Below are 18,911 nucleotides of genomic sequence, written 5' to 3' on the forward strand. Positions count from 1 at the left end.
CGGCTTTTACAGTTGGGCAAATTTTTGCAGGAGGCCCCTAACTTTTTGGGTATTCTCTACATAATATTTGGCCGCTGTTTTTTGAATGCCCACTTTTACGGTGACCGTGCTTTCCGGTAATTCTTGAAACATAAACTCGTCCGTCCAGTCATCCCCGATGGCAAAGACAAAATCGTATTCGTCCTCACCTAGGATTCGGACCGAAGCCCGCCCCTTGTTTACGTTACTGCTCTTTACCTCCACCACTTTATTTCCGTTGAGGAGGCTAAGGTCGTCCGTGCCGATAAGGCTGGTCAAGGTTGTGGAAAGCTCCATGGCGCGTTTGCTACCAAAATCGGGATCGGTTTTTCTGTAGTGCCAGGCCAAGCTATAGTTCTTTTCTTCGATAAAGCTTCCCGGTGTACGGTCAACAAAGGATTCCAGTACGGGGCGTACTTTTTCCATCCAGTCGTTCTTGACGTTTTCCAGCATTCTAAAGGGTTCCCCATTTTGCGAGATCCATACGCCGTGCTCAACGATCATATTGTATTTTTTGGGCAAGAACCATTTGGTAAAGGTGTCTTTGTCCCTACCGCTTATTAAGTAAAGAACCGTATTGGGTTGCTCGTTCAATATATCCAACAGTTCGTATAATTGTTCGTCCGGACCTGCTTTTTGTGGATCGTTGTGAAAACCGGCGAGCGTTCCGTCATAATCGAGGAAGAGCAATCTCTTTTTCGCTTTGGAATATTTTACGGATATAGATTCCAATAACTTATCGGTCAGTTTACGCGAAACATTGGCGGCATCGCGTTCCTTTTGCGATTTCAGCGAGGTCATAAAGTCGTTGGCCCACTTTTCTACATTGTAGCGTGCCAATCTCTTTTGTAGTATTGCATTTCGGGCTTTTTGTTCTTCTAGCGGCATGTTTATCGCTTCGTGCAAGGCATCGGCCGTTTGCTCAAAGTTATTGGGGTTGACCAGTAGGGATTCGTTCATTTCGTTGGCCGATCCCGCCATTTCGCTGAGGATCAAAACACCGGTTTTGTCGGTTCTGGTAGCGATATACTCTTTGGCCACCAAATTCATACCGTCGCGTAGCGGCGTAAGCCAGGCAATATCACTGGAAGTATAAAGATCGATAAGGTTTTCAAAGGGCATGGATCGGTAGAAGTACCAGATGGGGGTCCAGCTTACGGTTGAAAACTCACCGTTAATACGGCCTACAAGCTCGTCTATCTCCCTCTTTAGCAATTGGTACTGTGGTACATTGGAACGTGAGGGGACGGCCAATATGATCAGCCTTACCTTTTCTTTATACTGTGGATACTTGTTTAGGAAGTACTCAAAGGCATTCAATCGTTTGGCAATTCCCTTACTGTAGTCCAAACGGTCTATGGATAAAAAGAACTTGGCTTCGGGGTCGGTCTTTTTATGTGTATTTAGACGTTGCTGTAATTCCGATTGTTCATCTTCGGCGCGGTTGTAGTGTATTTTGGCCGCATCGCTGAACTTCTTGTAATCGATACCCATAGGGAAGGAGTCTACTTTGATCAGACGGTCTCCCATAGAAATATCGTTAAAGCTCACTTCCAGCCCTAACAAACGCCTTACGGAGCTAAGAAAGTGCCTTTCGTAGTCGTAGGTATGGAAGCCGATAAGGTCAGAGCCTAAAACGCCTTCCAACAGTTCTTCACGCCAAGGTAGTGTCCTGAAAATCTCGAACGAAGGAAACGGGATGTGCAAAAAGAAGCCTATGGAAACATTGGGCCGTTCTTTGCGGACCATTTGCGGTACCAACATGAGTTGGTAGTCGTGTACCCAAATGGTATCGCCGTCTTCCGCTTTTGCCAAAATGGCGTCGGCAAATTTCTGGTTTACCTTCTTATAGGTATTCCAATAGTCCAGTTGAAACTCGGAGTACTCCAAAAAGTAGTGGAACAAAGGCCAGATAGTTCGGTTACTGAATCCGTAGTAAAAGCCGTCTACTTCTTTCTCGGTAAGCTTTACCTTGGAAGAACCATGTGCGGCAAGGGCCTCATCGATCTTAGGTTCCAACTCCGGTGCAATATCCTCTTCCGTGAGGCCACTCCACCCGATCCACAAGCTGTCTCCGCTCGAATGCACAGATTTCATACCTGTAGCTAAACCGCCAACACTCGGTATTGCGGTAATGGTTCCGTTGCTGATTTGCAACTGAACGGGTAGTCTATTTGAGATTATGATAGTTTTGCCCATAAATCGGATATTTTGCGGTGTTTTATATTTTATTTCTCTAAATTTCGTGAAAAAGAAGGGTAATTACAATACGAACCCTGATTGAATTAACAATTTTATCGAATGGATAGTTTAGACTACGGAATAATAGGAAATTGTCGAAGTGCAGCGTTAATATCGAAGACGGGTAGTGTTGATTGGTGCTGTTTGCCAGAATTTGATTCACCTTCGGTATTTGCGAAACTTTTGGACGAGGAAATCGGAGGGAGTTTTGAGTTTTTGGTCGATGAAAAATATACTATAGAACAACGATATGAACCACGTACCTGTATTTTAATAACTACGTTTACCGATGGTGATAATTGTTTTGAAGTCCATGATTTCATGCCACGTTATCATAAGGAAGACGGTAGTTATGTGGCTCCGCCCGAATTTATTAGATACATTAGATTGGTGGAAGGAAAGCCAAAGTTCAAGGTGCGTTACGACCCTAAATTGGAATATGCCCAAGGGGAGACCCAAAGTTTTATAAAAGAAGATTTTATTGCCAGCCTTACCCATGAGGTCAAGTTCGATACGGTTTTCCTCTATACATCCTTTGATAAGGAAGATGTACTTGAAGGAAGGGAACTGAGCTTGACGGAAGATGGCTTTTTCTTGATGGGATATAACGAAAAAATATTTCCTACCACAACGGCCAAGGCCTATTTAGAACTTGAAAGCACAAAGGTGTATTGGTTGAACTGGTCCGCCAGAACACCCACCTATAAGAAGTTCAACGATGAAATCTCAAGAAGTGCCCTAACCTTGAAACTGTTGAGTTACGACAAAACCGGGGCCGTATTGGCTGCCGCTACGACCTCTTTGCCCGAGACGATAGGCGAGGTAAGGAACTGGGATTACCGTTTTTGCTGGATTCGCGATGCTTCCATGGTAATAAAGGTAGTGTCTGAGTTGGGGCATAAGAACATAGCCAGGCGCTATTTGAAGTTTATTATCGACTTGATTCCCGATAAGGCGGAGAAACTGCAGATCATGTACGGGATCAACAAGGAGAAAAAATTGACCGAGGAAACCTTAGGGCATTTAAGCGGTTACAAGGGGTCAAAACCGGTACGTATCGGAAATGCCGCATATCACCAAAAACAGAACGATATTTATGGAATCCTTATGGATGTGATCTACGAGCAGATGGTAAAGTTTAGCGTAGATATCGAAAACGGTGAAGACTTGTGGTCGATTACCAAGGGAATCGTTTGGATCGTTGGAAACCACTGGCATGAGGCCGATAAGGGGATATGGGAATTCCGTACCGAAGACCGGCATTTTACCTTCTCGAAAGTACTGTGTTGGACGGCTTTGGATAGGGCCATAAAGGTGGCGGAAATGTTAGGAAAGCACCATAAAATAGAAAAATGGAAGCCCTTGAGGGAGGAAATCTGGAACGATATCTACGAAAATGCCTGGAACGAGGAAGTAGGTGCATACACCCAATCTTACGGATCCAAACATTTGGATGCCTCCGTGCTATTGATGGAATCTTACGGTTGCGTTGATGCCTCCGACGAGCGTTATAAGAGCACGGTAAGGGCCATTGGTAAGGAGTTGAGCAATGATGGATTGTTGTATCGTTACAAGAATGAGGACGATTTTGGACTGCCTTCATCTTCGTTTACGGTCTGTACTTTTTGGTACGTGAACAGCTTGTTCAAAATTGGGGAACACGACCAGGCGCTTGAGCTATTCGAAAAATTACTCGGGTATAGTAACCATTTGGGACTCTTCAGTGAAGATTTGGATTTTAAGACCAAAAGGTTGCTGGGAAACTTCCCGCAAGCTTATTCCCATTTGGCATTGATCGAATGTGCGGTTAACTTTTCAAAAAAGGACTCCAAAGAGGATATCAAGGAATCTATGCGTGCGTAAGTCCTTTTTTATCAAAGAAATCCTATAATAAAAAAACACCCCGATCGGGGTGTTTTTTATTTCTCATCCATTCATGAACACTAGTCGAAAGTGTACCCGTTATCAGCGGCGATTCGATCTGCGATCTGTGTACGCAAGGCGGTCACATTGGGATTGTTCGTGTATTTGGTGAAACGTTTCAAGCCCATAAGCATCATACGTTGCTCGTCACCTTCGGCAAAAGAGACAATGGCCTCTTTCCCTTTTTGGATTATGGTTTCGGTAGCATTGTATAGGTACAATTTAGACATGGCGATTTGGGTTTTTTGAGAATCTTCCCCAGAGCGTTTCGCGTTTTTCTCGGTTCTCAAGATGGTACTTTCGGCCATGTATACTTCAATCAATATATCGGCGGCGGCAAGCATCAATTGTTGGTGTTTTTCCAATTCAGGACCAAATTTTTGAACGGCACTTCCGGCAACCATTAAGAAGACCTTTTTCAATCTCTTGATCAAATCTTTTTCTTCGGCAAACAATTCTGAAAAATCGGGGGTTTCAAACGATGGGATTCCCATTAATTCTTCCCCTACAGCCGTAGCCGGACCTAATAGGTCTACATGGCCTTTCATTGCTTTTTTAACCAACATGCCAACGGCCAACATCCTGTTGATTTCGTTGGTTCCTTCATAAATACGGGCGATACGGGCATCTCTCCATGCCTTTTCCATTGGGGCATCGGCACTAAAGCCCATTCCTCCGAAGATCTGAATGCCTTCATCGGTGGTGTTTTGAACATCTTCGGAAACGGCTACCTTTAAGATAGAACATTCGATGGCGTATTCTTCAACACCCTTTAATTCGGCCTCTTGATGCGAATTGCCTTCGGCTTCACGAATGGCAATACGGTCTTCAATGTTCTTGGCGGCACGATAACTGGCCGATTCACCGGCGTAGGCATTGGTCGCCATATTGGCAATCTTGGCTTTGATCGCACCAAAATTGATGATCGGAGTCTTAAATTGAATGCGCTCATTGGCATAGGTCACCGCCTCTTTGATTACCCTTCTTTGGGCATCTAAGCAAGCTGCGGCCAATTTAATACGGCCTATGTTCAAGGCGTTCATCGCAATCTTGAACCCGTTGCCCCTTTCAGAGAGCATATTTTCTACCGGTACTTTGGTGTCGTTAAAGAACACCTGACGGGTAGAGGAGGAGTGAATCCCCAATTTCTTTTCTTCATCACCGAACGAGATACCGTTTTCAGGGTCGTTTTCAACAATGAAACCGGTAATGTTCTTATCGTCTTCTATACGGGCAAAAACAATGAACAGGTTACAGAAACCGGCATTCGAAATCCACATTTTCTGTCCGGTAATGCTATAGTATTTTCCATCCTCGGAAAGTACCGCTTTTGTTTTACCCGAATTGGCGTCAGATCCCGCGCCAGGTTCGGTCAAACAATAGGCGCCGAACCATTCGCCAGAGGCCAACTTCGGAACATATTTCTGTTTTTGCTCTTCGGTTCCGTAAAGGGTAATTGGCATAGTACCAATACCTGTATGTGCACCGAAAGCGGTACTAAAAGAACCTGTAGCCCCCGAAATATAGTCACAGACCAACATGGTAGAAACAAAGCCCATGCCCATTCCTCCATAAGATTCGGGTACGGCAACACTTAAGAGTCCGAGTTCGCCCGCCTTGCGCATACACGCTTCGGTGTAGGCGTAATCTTTCTTTTCAAAGCGTTCCCAATGCGCCCATAGCTCGCGGTCAACGAACTCCTTGGTGCTTTCTCGCATCATTTTCTGCTCTTCGTTCAAGTCTTCTAAAGTGAAGATGTCTTCGCAATTGGTCTCTTTTACCAAAAACTGACCACCACGTAGAATTTCTTTGCTCATAGTTTTTTGCTTAATGTTAGTTTTCTTGTGTTAGTTCAAAAATTCGTAGATACCGGCAGCGCCTTGACCTGTACCTACACACATGGTTACCATGCCGTACTTGCCTTGCATATTCCGTTTTCTCATCTCATCGAATAGTTGCACCGATAATTTGCCACCGGTACAGCCTAATGGGTGTCCTAGGGCAATAGCACCTCCGTTTACGTTTACGATGTCTTGGTTCAATCCGAGTTCGCGTATTACGGCAAGTGATTGTGAAGCGAAGGCCTCGTTCAACTCGATTAGCTCTATATCATCTTGTTTTAGGCCAGCCTGTTTTAAAGCTTTTGGAATGGCGGCAACAGGACCGATACCCATAATTCTCGGGGGCACACCGGCCGCGGCATAATTCACCAAACGGGCGATAGGCTCAAGATTAAGTTCCTTGACCATATCTTCGCTCATTACCAATACAAATGCGGCACCATCGCTCATCTGCGAAGAGTTACCTGCAGTAACGCTACCACCGGCCGCAAAAACGGGGCGTAATTTGTTCAGTACCTCTATTGAAGTTCCTTTTCTAGGGCCCTCATCTTTGGTCACGGTGTATTTTCTAGTGGCTTTTTTTCCATTTTCATCAATGTAGGTTTGCTCTACTTCAATAGGAACGATCTGATCTTGAAAACGGTCTTCCGCCTGGGCCTTTAAAGCCTTCATGTGCGAATTGTAAGCAAACTCATCTTGGTCTTCACGAGATACTTTGTACTCGTTGGCTACAGCTTCGGCAGTGTTTCCCATGCCCCAGTAGTAATCTTCGTGGCCTTCACTTACCAAATCGTAGTTCAATTCGGTTTTATATCCCGTCATGGGTACGGAACTCATACTTTCAGCCCCACCGGCTATAATACAATCGGCCATTCCCGCCTGGATTTTTGCAGTGGCAATACCTATGGTTTCTATGCCTGAAGAACAAAAACGGTTTACCGTAACCCCGGGAACATCAACAATGTCCAGTCCCATTAAAGAAATCAATCGGGCCATGTTCAGGCCTTGTGACCCTTCTGGCATGGCGTTACCAACGATGACGTCATCGATCCGTTTTTTATCAAAATCGGGCAATTCTTTCATCATGTATTCAATGGTCTCCGCGGCGAGCTCATCGGTTCGCTTAAACCTAAAAACACCTTTCGGAGCTTTTCCGACAGCCGTTCTGTATGCTTTAACTATATATGCAGTTTTCATGTGTTTAATTTCTTAAAGGTTTACCTGTCTTTAACATGTGTTGGATGCGCTCGAGCGTTTTACGTTCGGTACAAAGCGATAAGAAAGCCTCACGCTCTAAATCCAATAAATACTGTTCGTTTACCAAGGTAGGCTCCGATAGATCGCCACCGGCCATGACATAGGCCAATTTATTTGCGATTTTCTTGTCGTGCTCACTGATGTAGTGGCTAGCTTCCATAGAATCCGTGCCCACTAAGAACATACCCAAGGCTTGTTTGCCAAGTACTTTGATATCTTTTCGTTTTACGGGTTGTGTATATCCGGCTTCGGCCATCAGTTTGGCATGTGCCTTAGCTGTCGCAATCTGGCGGTCTTTGTTCACCACTACGATATCTTTTCCATGTTGAAGAATACCTAAATCATAGGCTTCGTAAGCCGAAGTAGAAACTTTGGCCATACCGATGGTCAAGAAATACTCTTGCAAAACGTTTAGTTCAACATCGTTCTTTTTGAAGGTATCCTGTGCTCTAACGGCAAACTCTTTTGAGCCACCGCCACCAGGGATAACACCAACACCAAATTCTACAAGACCGATATAGGTTTCGGCCGCGGCTACGACCTTATCGGCGTGAAGTGAAAGCTCACATCCACCACCAAGGGTCATGCCGTGTGGGGCAGAGACCGTAGGGATGGCCGAGTAGCGCATACGCATCATCGTATCTTGGAACATTTTAATAGCCATGTTAAGCTCGTCATATTCTTGCTCAACGGCCATCATAAAAATCATACCGATATTGGCACCTACGGAGAAGTTTGCCGCTTGGTTACCGACAACCAAACCTTGGAAATCTTTCTCGGCAAGGTCAATGGCCTTGTTCAGACCGGCGAGGACGTCACCGCCGATGGTGTTCATTTTCGACTGAAACTCGACATTTAGAATGCCATCGCCCAAATCTTCGATAACAACACCACTGTTTTTAAATACCTCTTTGGTCTTTCTGATATTATCTAAAATGATAAAGGCATCTTGTCCCGGAATCTTTTCCATGGACTTTTTAGGGATGTCATAGAAATAAGAAGCCCCATCTTTCACCGAATAGAATGAGTCGTGTCCGGAAGCTTTCATTTCTTTTACCCAAGCAGCAGCTTCCAGGCCCTCGGCTTGAACGAATTCCAATCCTTTATCCAAACCAACGGCATCCCAAATTTGGAAAGGTCCGTGTTCCCATCCGAAGCCGGCTTTCATGGCATCGTCAATCTTGTAAAGTTCATCGGTTATTTCAGGAATCCTGTGCGATACGTAAGCGAATAATTGACCGAAGCTCTTTCGGTAAAACTCGCCGGCCTTATCTTTTCCTCCAACTAATACGGCAAAACGGTCGACCACCTTATCAATGGTTTTGGTAAGCTCTAGCGTGGCGAACTTGGCGCTTTTCTTTGAACGGTAGTCCATTGTGTCCAAGTCCAAGGTCAAGATTTCCGTCTTTCCGTCTTTATCTTTTGATTTCTTGTAGAACCCTTGTCCGGTTTTGCTTCCCAACCATTTGTTTTCCATCATGGTGTCGATGAAGTCGGGGAGTTTAAAAAGTTCTAACCTTTCATCGTCTTTACAGTTTTCGTGAATACCGTTGGCCACGTGTACCAAGGTATCGAGTCCGACCACATCAACGGTTCTAAAGGTGGCCGACTTGGGTCTGCCGATAACGGGACCGGTAAGTTTGTCAACCTCTTCAATGGTCATGCCCATGTCTTTCACTGTGTGAAAAAGGCTTTGAATACTAAAAATCCCGATGCGGTTACCAATAAAGGCAGGGGTATCTTTGGCTACAACAGAAGTCTTTCCTAAGAATTTCTCCCCGTATCCGTTCAAAAAGTCAAGGACTTCTTGGGATGTTTTGGGACCCGGAATGATTTCAAAAAGTTTTAAGTACCGTGCCGGATTGAAGAAATGCGTTCCGCAGAAATGCTTTTGGAAGTCATCGCTACGGCCTTCAGACATGAATTTGATCGGGATGCCCGAAGTGTTAGAGGTAATCAAGGTGCCGGGAGTACGGTGTTTTTCGAGATTTTCGAAAACCTTTTTCTTGATATCAAGACGCTCGACCACAACTTCTATGATCCAGTCTACCTTACTCACCTTGGCAATATCGTCTTCAAGGTTTCCCGTGGTGATACGTGAGGCGAATTTTTGATGATAGATGGGTGAAGGTTTAGATTTCAAGGCTGCCGTTAATGAATCGTTTACCAATCGATTGCGTACGGCCTTGTCTTCAAGGGTTAATCCTTTTGCTTTTTCCTTATCGTTCAATTCTCTAGGAACGATATCGAGCAATAACACTTCTACTCCGATATTGGCGAAATGGCAAGCAATGCCACTCCCCATGATTCCGGATCCAATGACTGCTACTTTTTTAATATGCTTGTTCACGATGTAGTTATTGGGTTATTAATTAATCTGTTTTTGGATCAAGTGTACCTTGACCGCCTATTGGGTTATCGTTAGAATAAATTGTTTTTTCCGCTATGAGTTCATTTATGGTTTCCATAACTTCAAAAAAGGTATTTATCTTTTCTTCGGATAAACTGTTTCTGACCGATTCGTTAAATTTTAAGACCACGTTTTTTGAATCGTTTCTTTTTTCAAGACCGAAGTCCGTCAAATAGATAAGAACACCGCGCCCGTCATTAGGGTTGGGTTTTCGTTCAATAAGGCCTTGTTCTTCCATCCTCTTTAGAATACGCGATAAGCTCGTAGCCTCCATGCCCATTTTGGGCCCCAAGGCTGTGGAGGGAGTGCCGGTCTTTGGATCAACACTCAATAGGGTAAAACCCACGGCCATGGTAGAATCGAATTTTTTGGCTTCTTCATTGTACATACGGGCTACCGCTTGCCATGTGGCACGCAACGCGTAGTCTATTGTAATATCTTTCATACATAAGGTGGGTTGTCGGTTATCAAATATACAAAAATATATTATGCATGCATAATATATTTTTGATTTTTTAAACCAATTAAATAACCTTCCTACGAAGAAATTACCTTATTCGTAAAGGGATAGGGGCCTTTTTGGGAAAAGAATATTTTCGGGCGCAAATCTATAGCGCCCGAAGGGAGTGCCTATGAACGCCCATAGATGTCGTTATAGAGATCCATGTATTTTTCTTTTACAATTTTACGTCGGAGTTTTAGGGTAGGGGTAAGATGACCTTCATTAATACTCCAAACATCGGGGGTTAGGCGAAATTGCTTCACTTTCTCCCACTTGGCAAATTTTTCGTTAGCCAGGTCGACCTCTTGTTGGTAGCGTGCCAAGACCTGTTCGTTCTTAATAATCTCGGAATTGCTTGAAGCCGTTATGTTGTGTTTAGAGGCCCATTCGTGTAAAAAGTCGAAATCGGGCTGAATAAGGGCCGCTGGCATTTTTTCTCCCTCACCGACTACCATGATCTGTTCGATAAAACGAGATTGCTTAAAGCGGTTCTCTAAGAGTTGGGGCGCAACGTACTTGCCACCCGAAGTCTTGAACATTTCTTTTTTACGGTCGGTAATCTTTAAAAAGCCGTCACTATCCAACTCTCCGATATCGCCGGTGTGAAAATAGCCGTCTATAATCACCTCTTCGGTTTTTTGTGGGTCTTTGTAATAGCCCAACATGACCTGTGGGCCTTTTATACAGATTTCCCCGTCACTGGCAATCTTTACTTCGGTACGGTCTATAGGTTTTCCGACCGTTCCTATACGAAAACCTCCATCGCGCATGTCGTTTACCGAAATGACCGGTGATGTTTCTGAAAGGCCGTAACCTTCCATAAGTCCGAATTCAGCAGCGTTGAAGATACGTGATAAACGGGGCTGTAAGGCCGCACTTCCTGAAGCGATCAAGCTTAGGTTGCCGCCTAGGCCTTCCTTCCATTTGCTGAAAATTAATTTTCTGGCGAGGGACAATTGCTGTTCGTACCACCAACCGTTCTTGCCATAGGGCTCATATTTTAACCCTAGGTTTACCGCCCAAAAGAACAAGGCTTTTTTAAGGCCTGATAGTTCGGCGCCCTTGGCGTATATTTTATCGTACACTTTCTCTAGAAGCCTAGGTACGGCCGTCATTACATGAGGTTGTGTTTCTTTAAGGTTCTCACTGATCTTATCGAGTGACTCCGCATAGTATATGGTTACGCCCCTGAATTGGTACAAATAGATCAACATGCGCTCGTACACATGGCATAAAGGCAAGAAACTAAGGGCCTTGGTCTTACCGTCTTCTATGGGAAAACGTTTTGAGCTTTCCAGGGCGTTGCTGACCAGGTTATTATGTGATAACATCACCCCTTTGGGTTTTCCGGTGGTTCCCGAAGTATAGATAAGGGTAGCCAAATCGTCTGACTTGACCTGATTTTTTAATTGTTCTACTTCCTCCTGATTTGAGGTGTCGGCCCCGAGTTCAAGTACTTTCTTCCAATTATCGCATTCGCCGATTTCATCAAAGGAATAAATATGTTCAAGACTCGGTACTTGGTCTTTTACCGAACTCACCTTTTTGTAGACCTCTTCGCAAGACACAAAACAAAATTTAGCCTCCGAATGGTTCAAGACATAAGCATATTCTTCTTCCGAAATTGTGGGGTAAATAGGAACGTTTTGCGCACCTAGTTGAAGAATGCCGATATCCATGATATTCCATTCCGTTCGGTTCGTCATCGATATGACGGCAATTTTATCATTAGGACGTACCCCCATTCGCAGTAGGGCACGGCTCATGGCGTTGGCTTGGTCTATATATTCTTGGGTCGATGTGGAAACCCACTTGCCATCCTTTTTGGAGACGAGTGATTTTTCCAGATTGAATTTTTCCAACTGATAGTAGGGGAAATCAAAAAGTCGGCTAATTTCTTGCATAGTATATATCTAAAAGGTCCTTGCAAATTAGGGAAAGAACACGGGATTTTAAAACAGCTTTCATAAAATTGATATTGATTTTATGAGAAATCACTATTTCACTTACTAAGAACGTTCTTTTTGATCGATAATTTTATAAGACCGCAATAAAAAGAAAATGAAATAGTTATATCTTTTTACAAAGCCTTGAAGTAAGAAAAAACATACGCTTTTAAAATAATTCTTACTCCTTCCATTTTTATACTCAAAGTATGCCCTAAAACTACTTCTTATGAAATTCTTTTTACAAAAATTAACGTATCTGATGATATTATCGAGTGTCATAGGGCAATCACAGTCCACTCCGTTCGATTGTGATTTCAATGCGTATTTATTTCAATATAATGATATTTACGCACTAGACCTAGCTTCCGGTAGTTCATATTTGGTATCGGAAAATATTACGCCCGGGAATGTTAATGCGGTAGCCTATAATAGTACCGATGGTTATATCTGGGGGTATTTGTCAACCCCTTCACAATCTATTGTTCGCATAGGGAAGGATTTCAAGGTAGAGCAATATACGATTCCTGAATTGCCTACGGGGAACAAATATGTAGGCGATATTTCAACGGAAGGTATCTATTACTTTAAGGCGGGAGGCTCTTCTTATTATAAAATCGATTTAAACCCTGAATCTGAAACATACCTCGAATATTTAGGGCAGTTCTCCCTGAGCCAAGGTCTTTCAATAGCCGACTGGGCCTTTAATGCCCAAGATAGTAAGCTTTATACGGTAGAGCGGGGAACGAATGTACTGTACCGAATTTCAGCAGAAACGGGAGTAGTGGAACCTTTGGGGGAAGTCCCGATTTTAGAAGGACTGAATTATACCTTTGGTGCCGTTTATTTTGATGTAGATGGCAATTTTTATATTTCGGCCAACCAAACCGGGGCTGTTTATAAAATCGATAGGGTTCAAGACATTGTTTCCGGTGCCATCAAATCCAATATTTTTGCCTTTGGCCCTGCGGCCTCAAGTAATGATGGGGCAAGGTGCCCTACGGCCCCTGTACCCCAGGAAGATTGTATCAACGGGGTAGATGATGATGGGGACGGACTTGTAGATTGCGATGACCCTTCGTGTTCGGGAGTAGCTTCTTGTCCGACCATAAACCTTACGTCGGGAGCCAATGACGGGGGACTCGAAAGCAATGACCGGCTATCTTCCCTTATCGGAAAGCGGAATTACAACCGGGCCAAAACCAATTATAAGTTTGATAAGCTTAGCGCCAAAAGGGTGATGAAAGGTTCAACCTATGCCAAAACGGGAAAATTTGCGGCAGACGCTATTCCTTTGGAGCAATTGGTTCCCTTAGATGTGGTCGGTGAAACCAGTACCATAGAGTCTTCCCCGGCCGATCTTTTAGACCTTACGAATGCTTCCGATATCTACTCGGTAGATTATTTAAGGAAGGACGAGAATATAGGTGCATTGATGGTCATCAAGACCGATAACGAGGTGTACGAACACAGTAAGTTTATTTGTGATAGGTTCCTTGGGGCCCAATTGTTATCGGTTTCTACCATACAGTTAAGGGAGAAAGACTTTATTAAGTCGATCATCAAACAACCCGATGGAAATACCGAATTTGCATTGACCTTTTCGGTGCGATTGGATGCCAACGAGCAATTTGTGGTAGAATCGCATTGGAATATTGATGCCTATGCCGAGAACTCGGCCTATTATAATTTTCAGATATGGTCCAATACGGTAGATGATCTTTTATTGCTTGCAGATGAGATTTTGAACCTTTTGGAAGTACATAGTCCAATTTCTGAATTTAAGGCTTCTACACCACCACCGGTTTTTGTAAAATCGGCTAAGTATGCCAAAGGAGAGGTGGTGCTTAATTTGGTGAACAACAATAAAACGGAGAAAATACAATTGGAAGGAGGCCTTAAAAAGACGGAAACCAGTGATACGGAGAACATAACCCTAAGTGCGCCAATAGAAGGCTACTTAGATTCAGTGGCTTTAAGTACGGGGAATATTTTTGATTTCGGCTTTAGGGTAAGTATCGCCAATGGTACTCCCGATGACCTATTTGTGGCCGATGCCCCATGGGGGTTAGATGCTTCGTCGGAAGGTACTACGGTAGATAACTATGAAGTAAAACCTGTACATGCACCTTATATCGAAGATGGCTATCCGGTAGAACGAAATGTTGAGCTGAGTGGAAAAACATCTAGTTATATTGGGGTATATCGTGCATTGAGTCCACGGTTTACACCGGTAAATTTATCGGATTACGGCAAGTTGACATTTGACGCAAGTGGAACAGGGGTCTTGGAAGTAAAATTACTAAAAGGCGATGGGGCATCGTATGTGGCCCAAGTGAATTTAACGGCCGAGACCAAAACTTACGATGTGCTGTATACCGATTTTAAAAGTACCACCAATGCGACAACCGATTTCTCGAGTTTGAAAGTCATTAATTTTAATCTACTGTCCGAAGATGGAAGTCTGGAAAGCAAGCAAATGAGCCTATCGAATATTTCCTTTAATAACAATGAGGAAGAAAGAATTTTTATTTCCGAAGACACTTCGGAGTCTCTTGTGCTTCCCAACCCCATGCAAGCAGAATCCCATCTCTATTTTTACGAGGAAGATGCGGGAAGCTATACGTTGGAACTCTTCAATATGGCCGGTAAAAAGATCTCATCGCATGATATGGGCGGGGATACCAAGGCAGGACAGAATAGTATTGTCTTGAAAAGGGGGAATTTGACTTCGGGACTCTATTTTTATAAGATCACGAGCAGCAATGATAAAATATGGAGCAATAAATTGATGGTGAAATAAGACGTTTTAGGCTTTTACGGGGTTTTAGAGATGTAGTTTTATGCTCTTGTGACCAGTCAACCTAAATATATAAAACCACGATCCTTAGTTTTGGCTTCAAAGGCATTGTAATATTTTGGACTTTAGATATCCAACTAAACTATAAAAAAAGCAGCGTGCCCTTTTAAGTACACGCTGCCATAAGATTTGAATAAGTGTGTTTTAGAGGGCTATTTGTTTTCCAAAATCCATTTTCGTGCATTTACAAAAGCCTCTAACCATGGTGATACCATATCGGTAGAACCTTCTGGATAATACGCCCAGTTCCAAGGGAAGATAGAGCGTTCGATATGGGGCATGGTCACCAAATGGCGGCCAGTCGTATCACAAAGCATGGCCGTGTTGAAATCACTTCCGTTCGGATTGGCAGGATAGCCTTCGTAACCGTATTTGGCAACGATCTCATACTGATCCTCATTATGCGGAAGGCTGAATTTGCCTTCGCCATGTGAGATCCAAACGCCTAAGGTGCTTCCGGCCAGACTTGAAAGCATTACCGAGTTGTTCTCTTGTATTTTAACCGAAGTAAAATTACTCTCGTGCTTGTGCGAATCGTTATAGGTCATTCTGCCATGGGTCTCGTGTTCAGGATTGATCAAATCCAATTCCATAAACAACTGACAGCCGTTACAGATACCGATGGATAAGGTATCAGGCCTTGCAAAGAAGTTTTTAAGGGCGGCATTGGCCTTTTCGTTGTACTTAAAAGCACCTGCCCAACCCTTGGCGCTTCCCAAAACGTCGGAGTTGGAAAATCCACCAACGGCACCGATAAATTGAATGTCCTCAAGGGTTTCGCGGCCCGAGATCAGGTCGGTCATATGAACGTCCTTAACATCAAAACCGGCCAAATACATGGCATTGGCCATTTCGCGTTCAGAATTACTTCCCTTTTCGCGAAGGATGGCTGCTTTGGGTCGTTGTGCAGTCTTTGCAGGAAGCGTACTTAAATCAAGGTTTTCAGGGAATTTATACTGAAGCGGTTGGTTTTTATAGTTGTCATATCGGTCTTTGGCCAAATTGCCGGCCGTTTGCTTGCTGTCTAACAAATAGGAAGTCTTAAACCAAGTATCCCTTAACGATGCTATGTTCAAGCCCATTTCCATTCCTCCATTCTTGATTTTCAAAACGGTATCGGAAACTACGCTTCCTATTTTCTTGAAATCTATGTTGAGGTTCGCTAATTTTTCCTCTACCGAAGCATTTTTCGCTTGAAAAACAATTCCGGAGTTTTCGGAGAAAAGTAGTTTGATCGTATCTTCCTCACCTAAGCTTGAAAGGTCTAGTTCCGCGGCCAAATTATTGTCGGCGAAGCACATTTCCAATAAGGTAGTGATCAATCCGCCTGAAGCTACATCGTGTCCTGCAACGATTCCCCCTTCTTTTATCAGGTCTTGAATAGCGTTGAAAACGGTCTTAAAATAAGAAGCGTCCTTAATACTTGGGGCTTCGTTACCGATGGTATTGCGAATCTGGGCGAAGGATGAGCCTCCTAGTTTATACGAATCTTTAGATAGGTTGATGTAGTAGACCGAACCGCCATTTTTTTGGAATACGGGCTCTACTACTTGGGTGATATCATTACAATTTCCGGCTGCGGAAATAACGACCGTACCGGGCGCAATGACATCCCCATCTTTATATTTTTGCTTCATTGAAAGCGAGTCCTTTCCTGTAGGCACATTGATGCCCAAGGCGATGGTGAATTCGGAAACGGCTTCAACGGCCTTGTACAATCGGGCATCTTCGCCTTCGTTCTTACAGGGCCACATCCAGTTGGCGGATAGGGAAACGGATTTTAAATTGTCTTTTAACGGAGCCCAGACGATATTGGTCAAGGCTTCCGCAATACTGTTAAGGCTCCCTGCGGCCGGATCGATAAGTCCGGAAATAGGCGAGTGGCCGATACTGGTGGCAATTCCCTCTTTTCCTTTGAAGTCGAGGGCCATAACACCGCAATTGTTCATAGGGAGTTGTAAGGGGCCGGCACATTGTTGCTTGGCAACACGTCCACCAACACAACGGTCAACTTTGTTCGTTAGCCAGTCTTTACAGGCAACGGCTTCCAGTTGTAATAGTTGTTCCAAATAATCGTGGAAGAACTCTAAAGAGTACTCGGGATCGGTGTAGTTTCTTTGAACGGTAGTGTCGGTCAATACGGTCTTTGGGGAACTTCCGAACATATCCTCTAAATTCATATCCATAGGTTTTTCACCTGTGGTGGCCGATTCGAAAGTAAATTTATGGTCGCCGCTTACATCGCCAACCTCGTACATAGGTGAGCGCTCGCGTTCGGCGATACGATGTAATAAATCGACATCTTTTTGGCCGATGACCAAGCCCATACGTTCTTGGGATTCGTTACCGATGATTTCCTTGGCCGAGAGGGTAGGGTCTCCTACGGGAAGTTTGTCCAAATCGATTTTTCCACCCGTATCTTCTATCAATTCGGAAAGGCAGTTGAGGTGTCCGCCCGCACCGTGGTCATGAATTGAGACAATCGGATTCATATCATTTTCTACCATACCTCTGACAGCGTTTGAGGCCCTTTTCTGCATTTCGGGATTCGAACGTTGTATGGCGTTTAACTCGATAGCGGAGCTAAATGCACCGGTATCGGCACTTGAAACGGCTGCACCGCCCATACCGATACGGTAGTTATCGCCTCCTAAGATGACGATCTTGTCCCCTTCCTTCGGGGTGTCTTTTAGAGCTTGTTCCGCTTTTCCGTAACCAATACCACCGGCTTGCATAATTACCTTATCAAAACCTAGTTTTCTGCTATTCTTTGCGTTGCCGTCTTTCGATTCGTCATGTTCAAAAGTCAATACCGAACCTGTAATAAGGGGCTGGCCGAACTTATTTCCAAAGTCTGAAGCACCATTAGATGCTTTGATAAGGATGTCCATTGGAGTCTGGTAGAGCCATTCCCTTTCCGGAAAGGCTTTTTCCCATGGGCGGTCTTGTTCCAAACGCGAATAGGCGGTCATGTAGACGGCCGTACCGGCCAAGGGCAATGAACCTTTACCACCGGCCAAACGATCTCGGATTTCACCTCCGGAGCCTGTGGCGGCCCCGTTAAAGGGCTCTACGGTAGTCGGGAAGTTGTGTGTTTCCGCTTTTAGGGAAATTACCGAATCGAACTCCTTTTCTTGGTAAAAATCGGGTTTATCGGCACTTTTGGGGGCAAATTGGGTCACTTTTGGCCCTTTTACAAAAGCCACATTGTCTTTATAGGCCGAAACGATATCGTTCGGATGCTCTTGTGATGTTTTTTTGATCAGCTTAAAGAGCGAAACGGGTTTTTCCTCTCCGTCGATAACGAAGCTTCCGTTGAATATTTTGTGTCTACAGTGTTCTGAATTTACCTGACTGAAGCCGAAAACCTCGGAATCGGTCAATTTTCTATCGATTTTTTTCGAGAGGTTCTCTAGGTAGATCACTTCTTCATCACTAAGGGCCAAGCCTTCCTTTTGGTTGTATTCGGCAATATCGTCTATCTCTAGAATCGCTTCGGGAACCACATCGATTTGAAAGATGCTTTGTGAGAGTCTCTCATACTTTTCCGAAAGCATTGGGTCGAAATCGGTAAACTCTTCGCTAACCGCTTTGAACTCTTCTATCCTTATAATGCCCTCGATGCCCATGTTTTGGGTGATTTCGGTAGCATTGGTGCTCCAAGGCGTAATCATGGCCGCCCTAGGGCCAACAAAAAAGGCGTCGATAGACGCCGTGTTTATTTTAGGTAGGTTGCCGAACAACCATGTCAATTTATTTGTGTTTTCCTGCGAAAGTTCGTTTACCGTTTGAACGGCAAAGACTTTAGTGGCTGCATCCCCGAAGAAGTGAATCATTGAGCTTGTGAATTGATAGGTTTTGAGAAAAGGCAAATTTACAGCTTTTCGCGCAATGATTACACAAGAAAAGTTAA

The 18,911-nt window shown here is 44.1% G+C and carries 9 protein-coding genes; 2 read left to right on the plus strand and 7 right to left on the minus strand.

The annotated features are described in order from the left end of the window. Positions 1-6 precede the first annotated feature (6 nt). Positions 7-2,217 carry a bifunctional alpha,alpha-trehalose-phosphate synthase (UDP-forming)/trehalose-phosphatase gene (locus BW980_RS08925; RefSeq protein ID WP_076454902.1) on the minus strand — a complete coding sequence of 737 codons (2,211 nt, stop codon included), beginning with the start codon at positions 2,215-2,217 and terminating at the stop codon, positions 7-9. 102 nt (positions 2,218-2,319) lie between these two features. Between BW980_RS08925 and BW980_RS08930 the strand changes: the two genes are divergently transcribed. Further along, positions 2,320-4,122, plus strand: coding sequence for a glycoside hydrolase family 15 protein (locus tag BW980_RS08930; RefSeq protein ID WP_076454903.1), 1,803 nt, complete (start codon positions 2,320-2,322; stop codon positions 4,120-4,122). Positions 4,123-4,202: 80 nt separating this feature from the next. Here BW980_RS08930 and BW980_RS08935 read toward each other — a convergent pair whose 3' ends face one another. The 5 genes from BW980_RS08935 to BW980_RS08955 form a co-directional block, all read right to left on the minus strand. Beyond that, positions 4,203-5,999 (minus strand): acyl-CoA dehydrogenase family protein, encoded by a 1,797-nt coding sequence (locus BW980_RS08935; protein WP_076454904.1) that lies wholly within the window; start codon positions 5,997-5,999, stop codon positions 4,203-4,205. 30 nt (positions 6,000-6,029) lie between these two features. Then, positions 6,030-7,220, minus strand: coding sequence for an acetyl-CoA C-acyltransferase (locus BW980_RS08940; protein ID WP_013991484.1), 1,191 nt, complete (start codon positions 7,218-7,220; stop codon positions 6,030-6,032). Between the two features lie 4 nt (positions 7,221-7,224). Next, a complete protein-coding gene (locus BW980_RS08945; RefSeq protein WP_076454905.1) occupies positions 7,225-9,630 on the minus strand; it encodes a 3-hydroxyacyl-CoA dehydrogenase/enoyl-CoA hydratase family protein in 2,406 nt (801 codons plus the stop codon). 22 nt (positions 9,631-9,652) lie between these two features. Further along, positions 9,653-10,135, minus strand: coding sequence for a MarR family winged helix-turn-helix transcriptional regulator (locus BW980_RS08950; RefSeq protein ID WP_076454906.1), 483 nt, complete (start codon positions 10,133-10,135; stop codon positions 9,653-9,655). Positions 10,136-10,320: 185 nt separating this feature from the next. Next, the gene (locus BW980_RS08955; protein ID WP_076454907.1) at positions 10,321-12,096 is read right to left on the minus strand and encodes an AMP-dependent synthetase/ligase; all 1,776 of its coding nucleotides are present in this window, start codon (positions 12,094-12,096) and stop codon (positions 10,321-10,323) included. Positions 12,097-12,367: 271 nt separating this feature from the next. Here BW980_RS08955 and BW980_RS08960 point away from each other — a divergent pair, with 271 nt between their 5' ends. Further along, entirely contained in the window at positions 12,368-14,941 is a 2,574-nt protein-coding gene (locus BW980_RS08960; protein WP_076454908.1) for a DUF6923 family protein, read from the plus strand. Positions 14,942-15,150: 209 nt separating this feature from the next. Here BW980_RS08960 and purL read toward each other — a convergent pair whose 3' ends face one another. Next, positions 15,151-18,834 (minus strand): phosphoribosylformylglycinamidine synthase, encoded by a 3,684-nt coding sequence (gene purL, locus BW980_RS08965; RefSeq protein WP_076454909.1) that lies wholly within the window; start codon positions 18,832-18,834, stop codon positions 15,151-15,153. Between the last annotated feature and the right edge of the window lie 77 nt (positions 18,835-18,911).

The sequence above is a fragment of the Zobellia uliginosa genome (assembly GCF_900156625.1).
Lineage (GTDB): Bacteria > Bacteroidota > Bacteroidia > Flavobacteriales > Flavobacteriaceae > Zobellia > Zobellia uliginosa.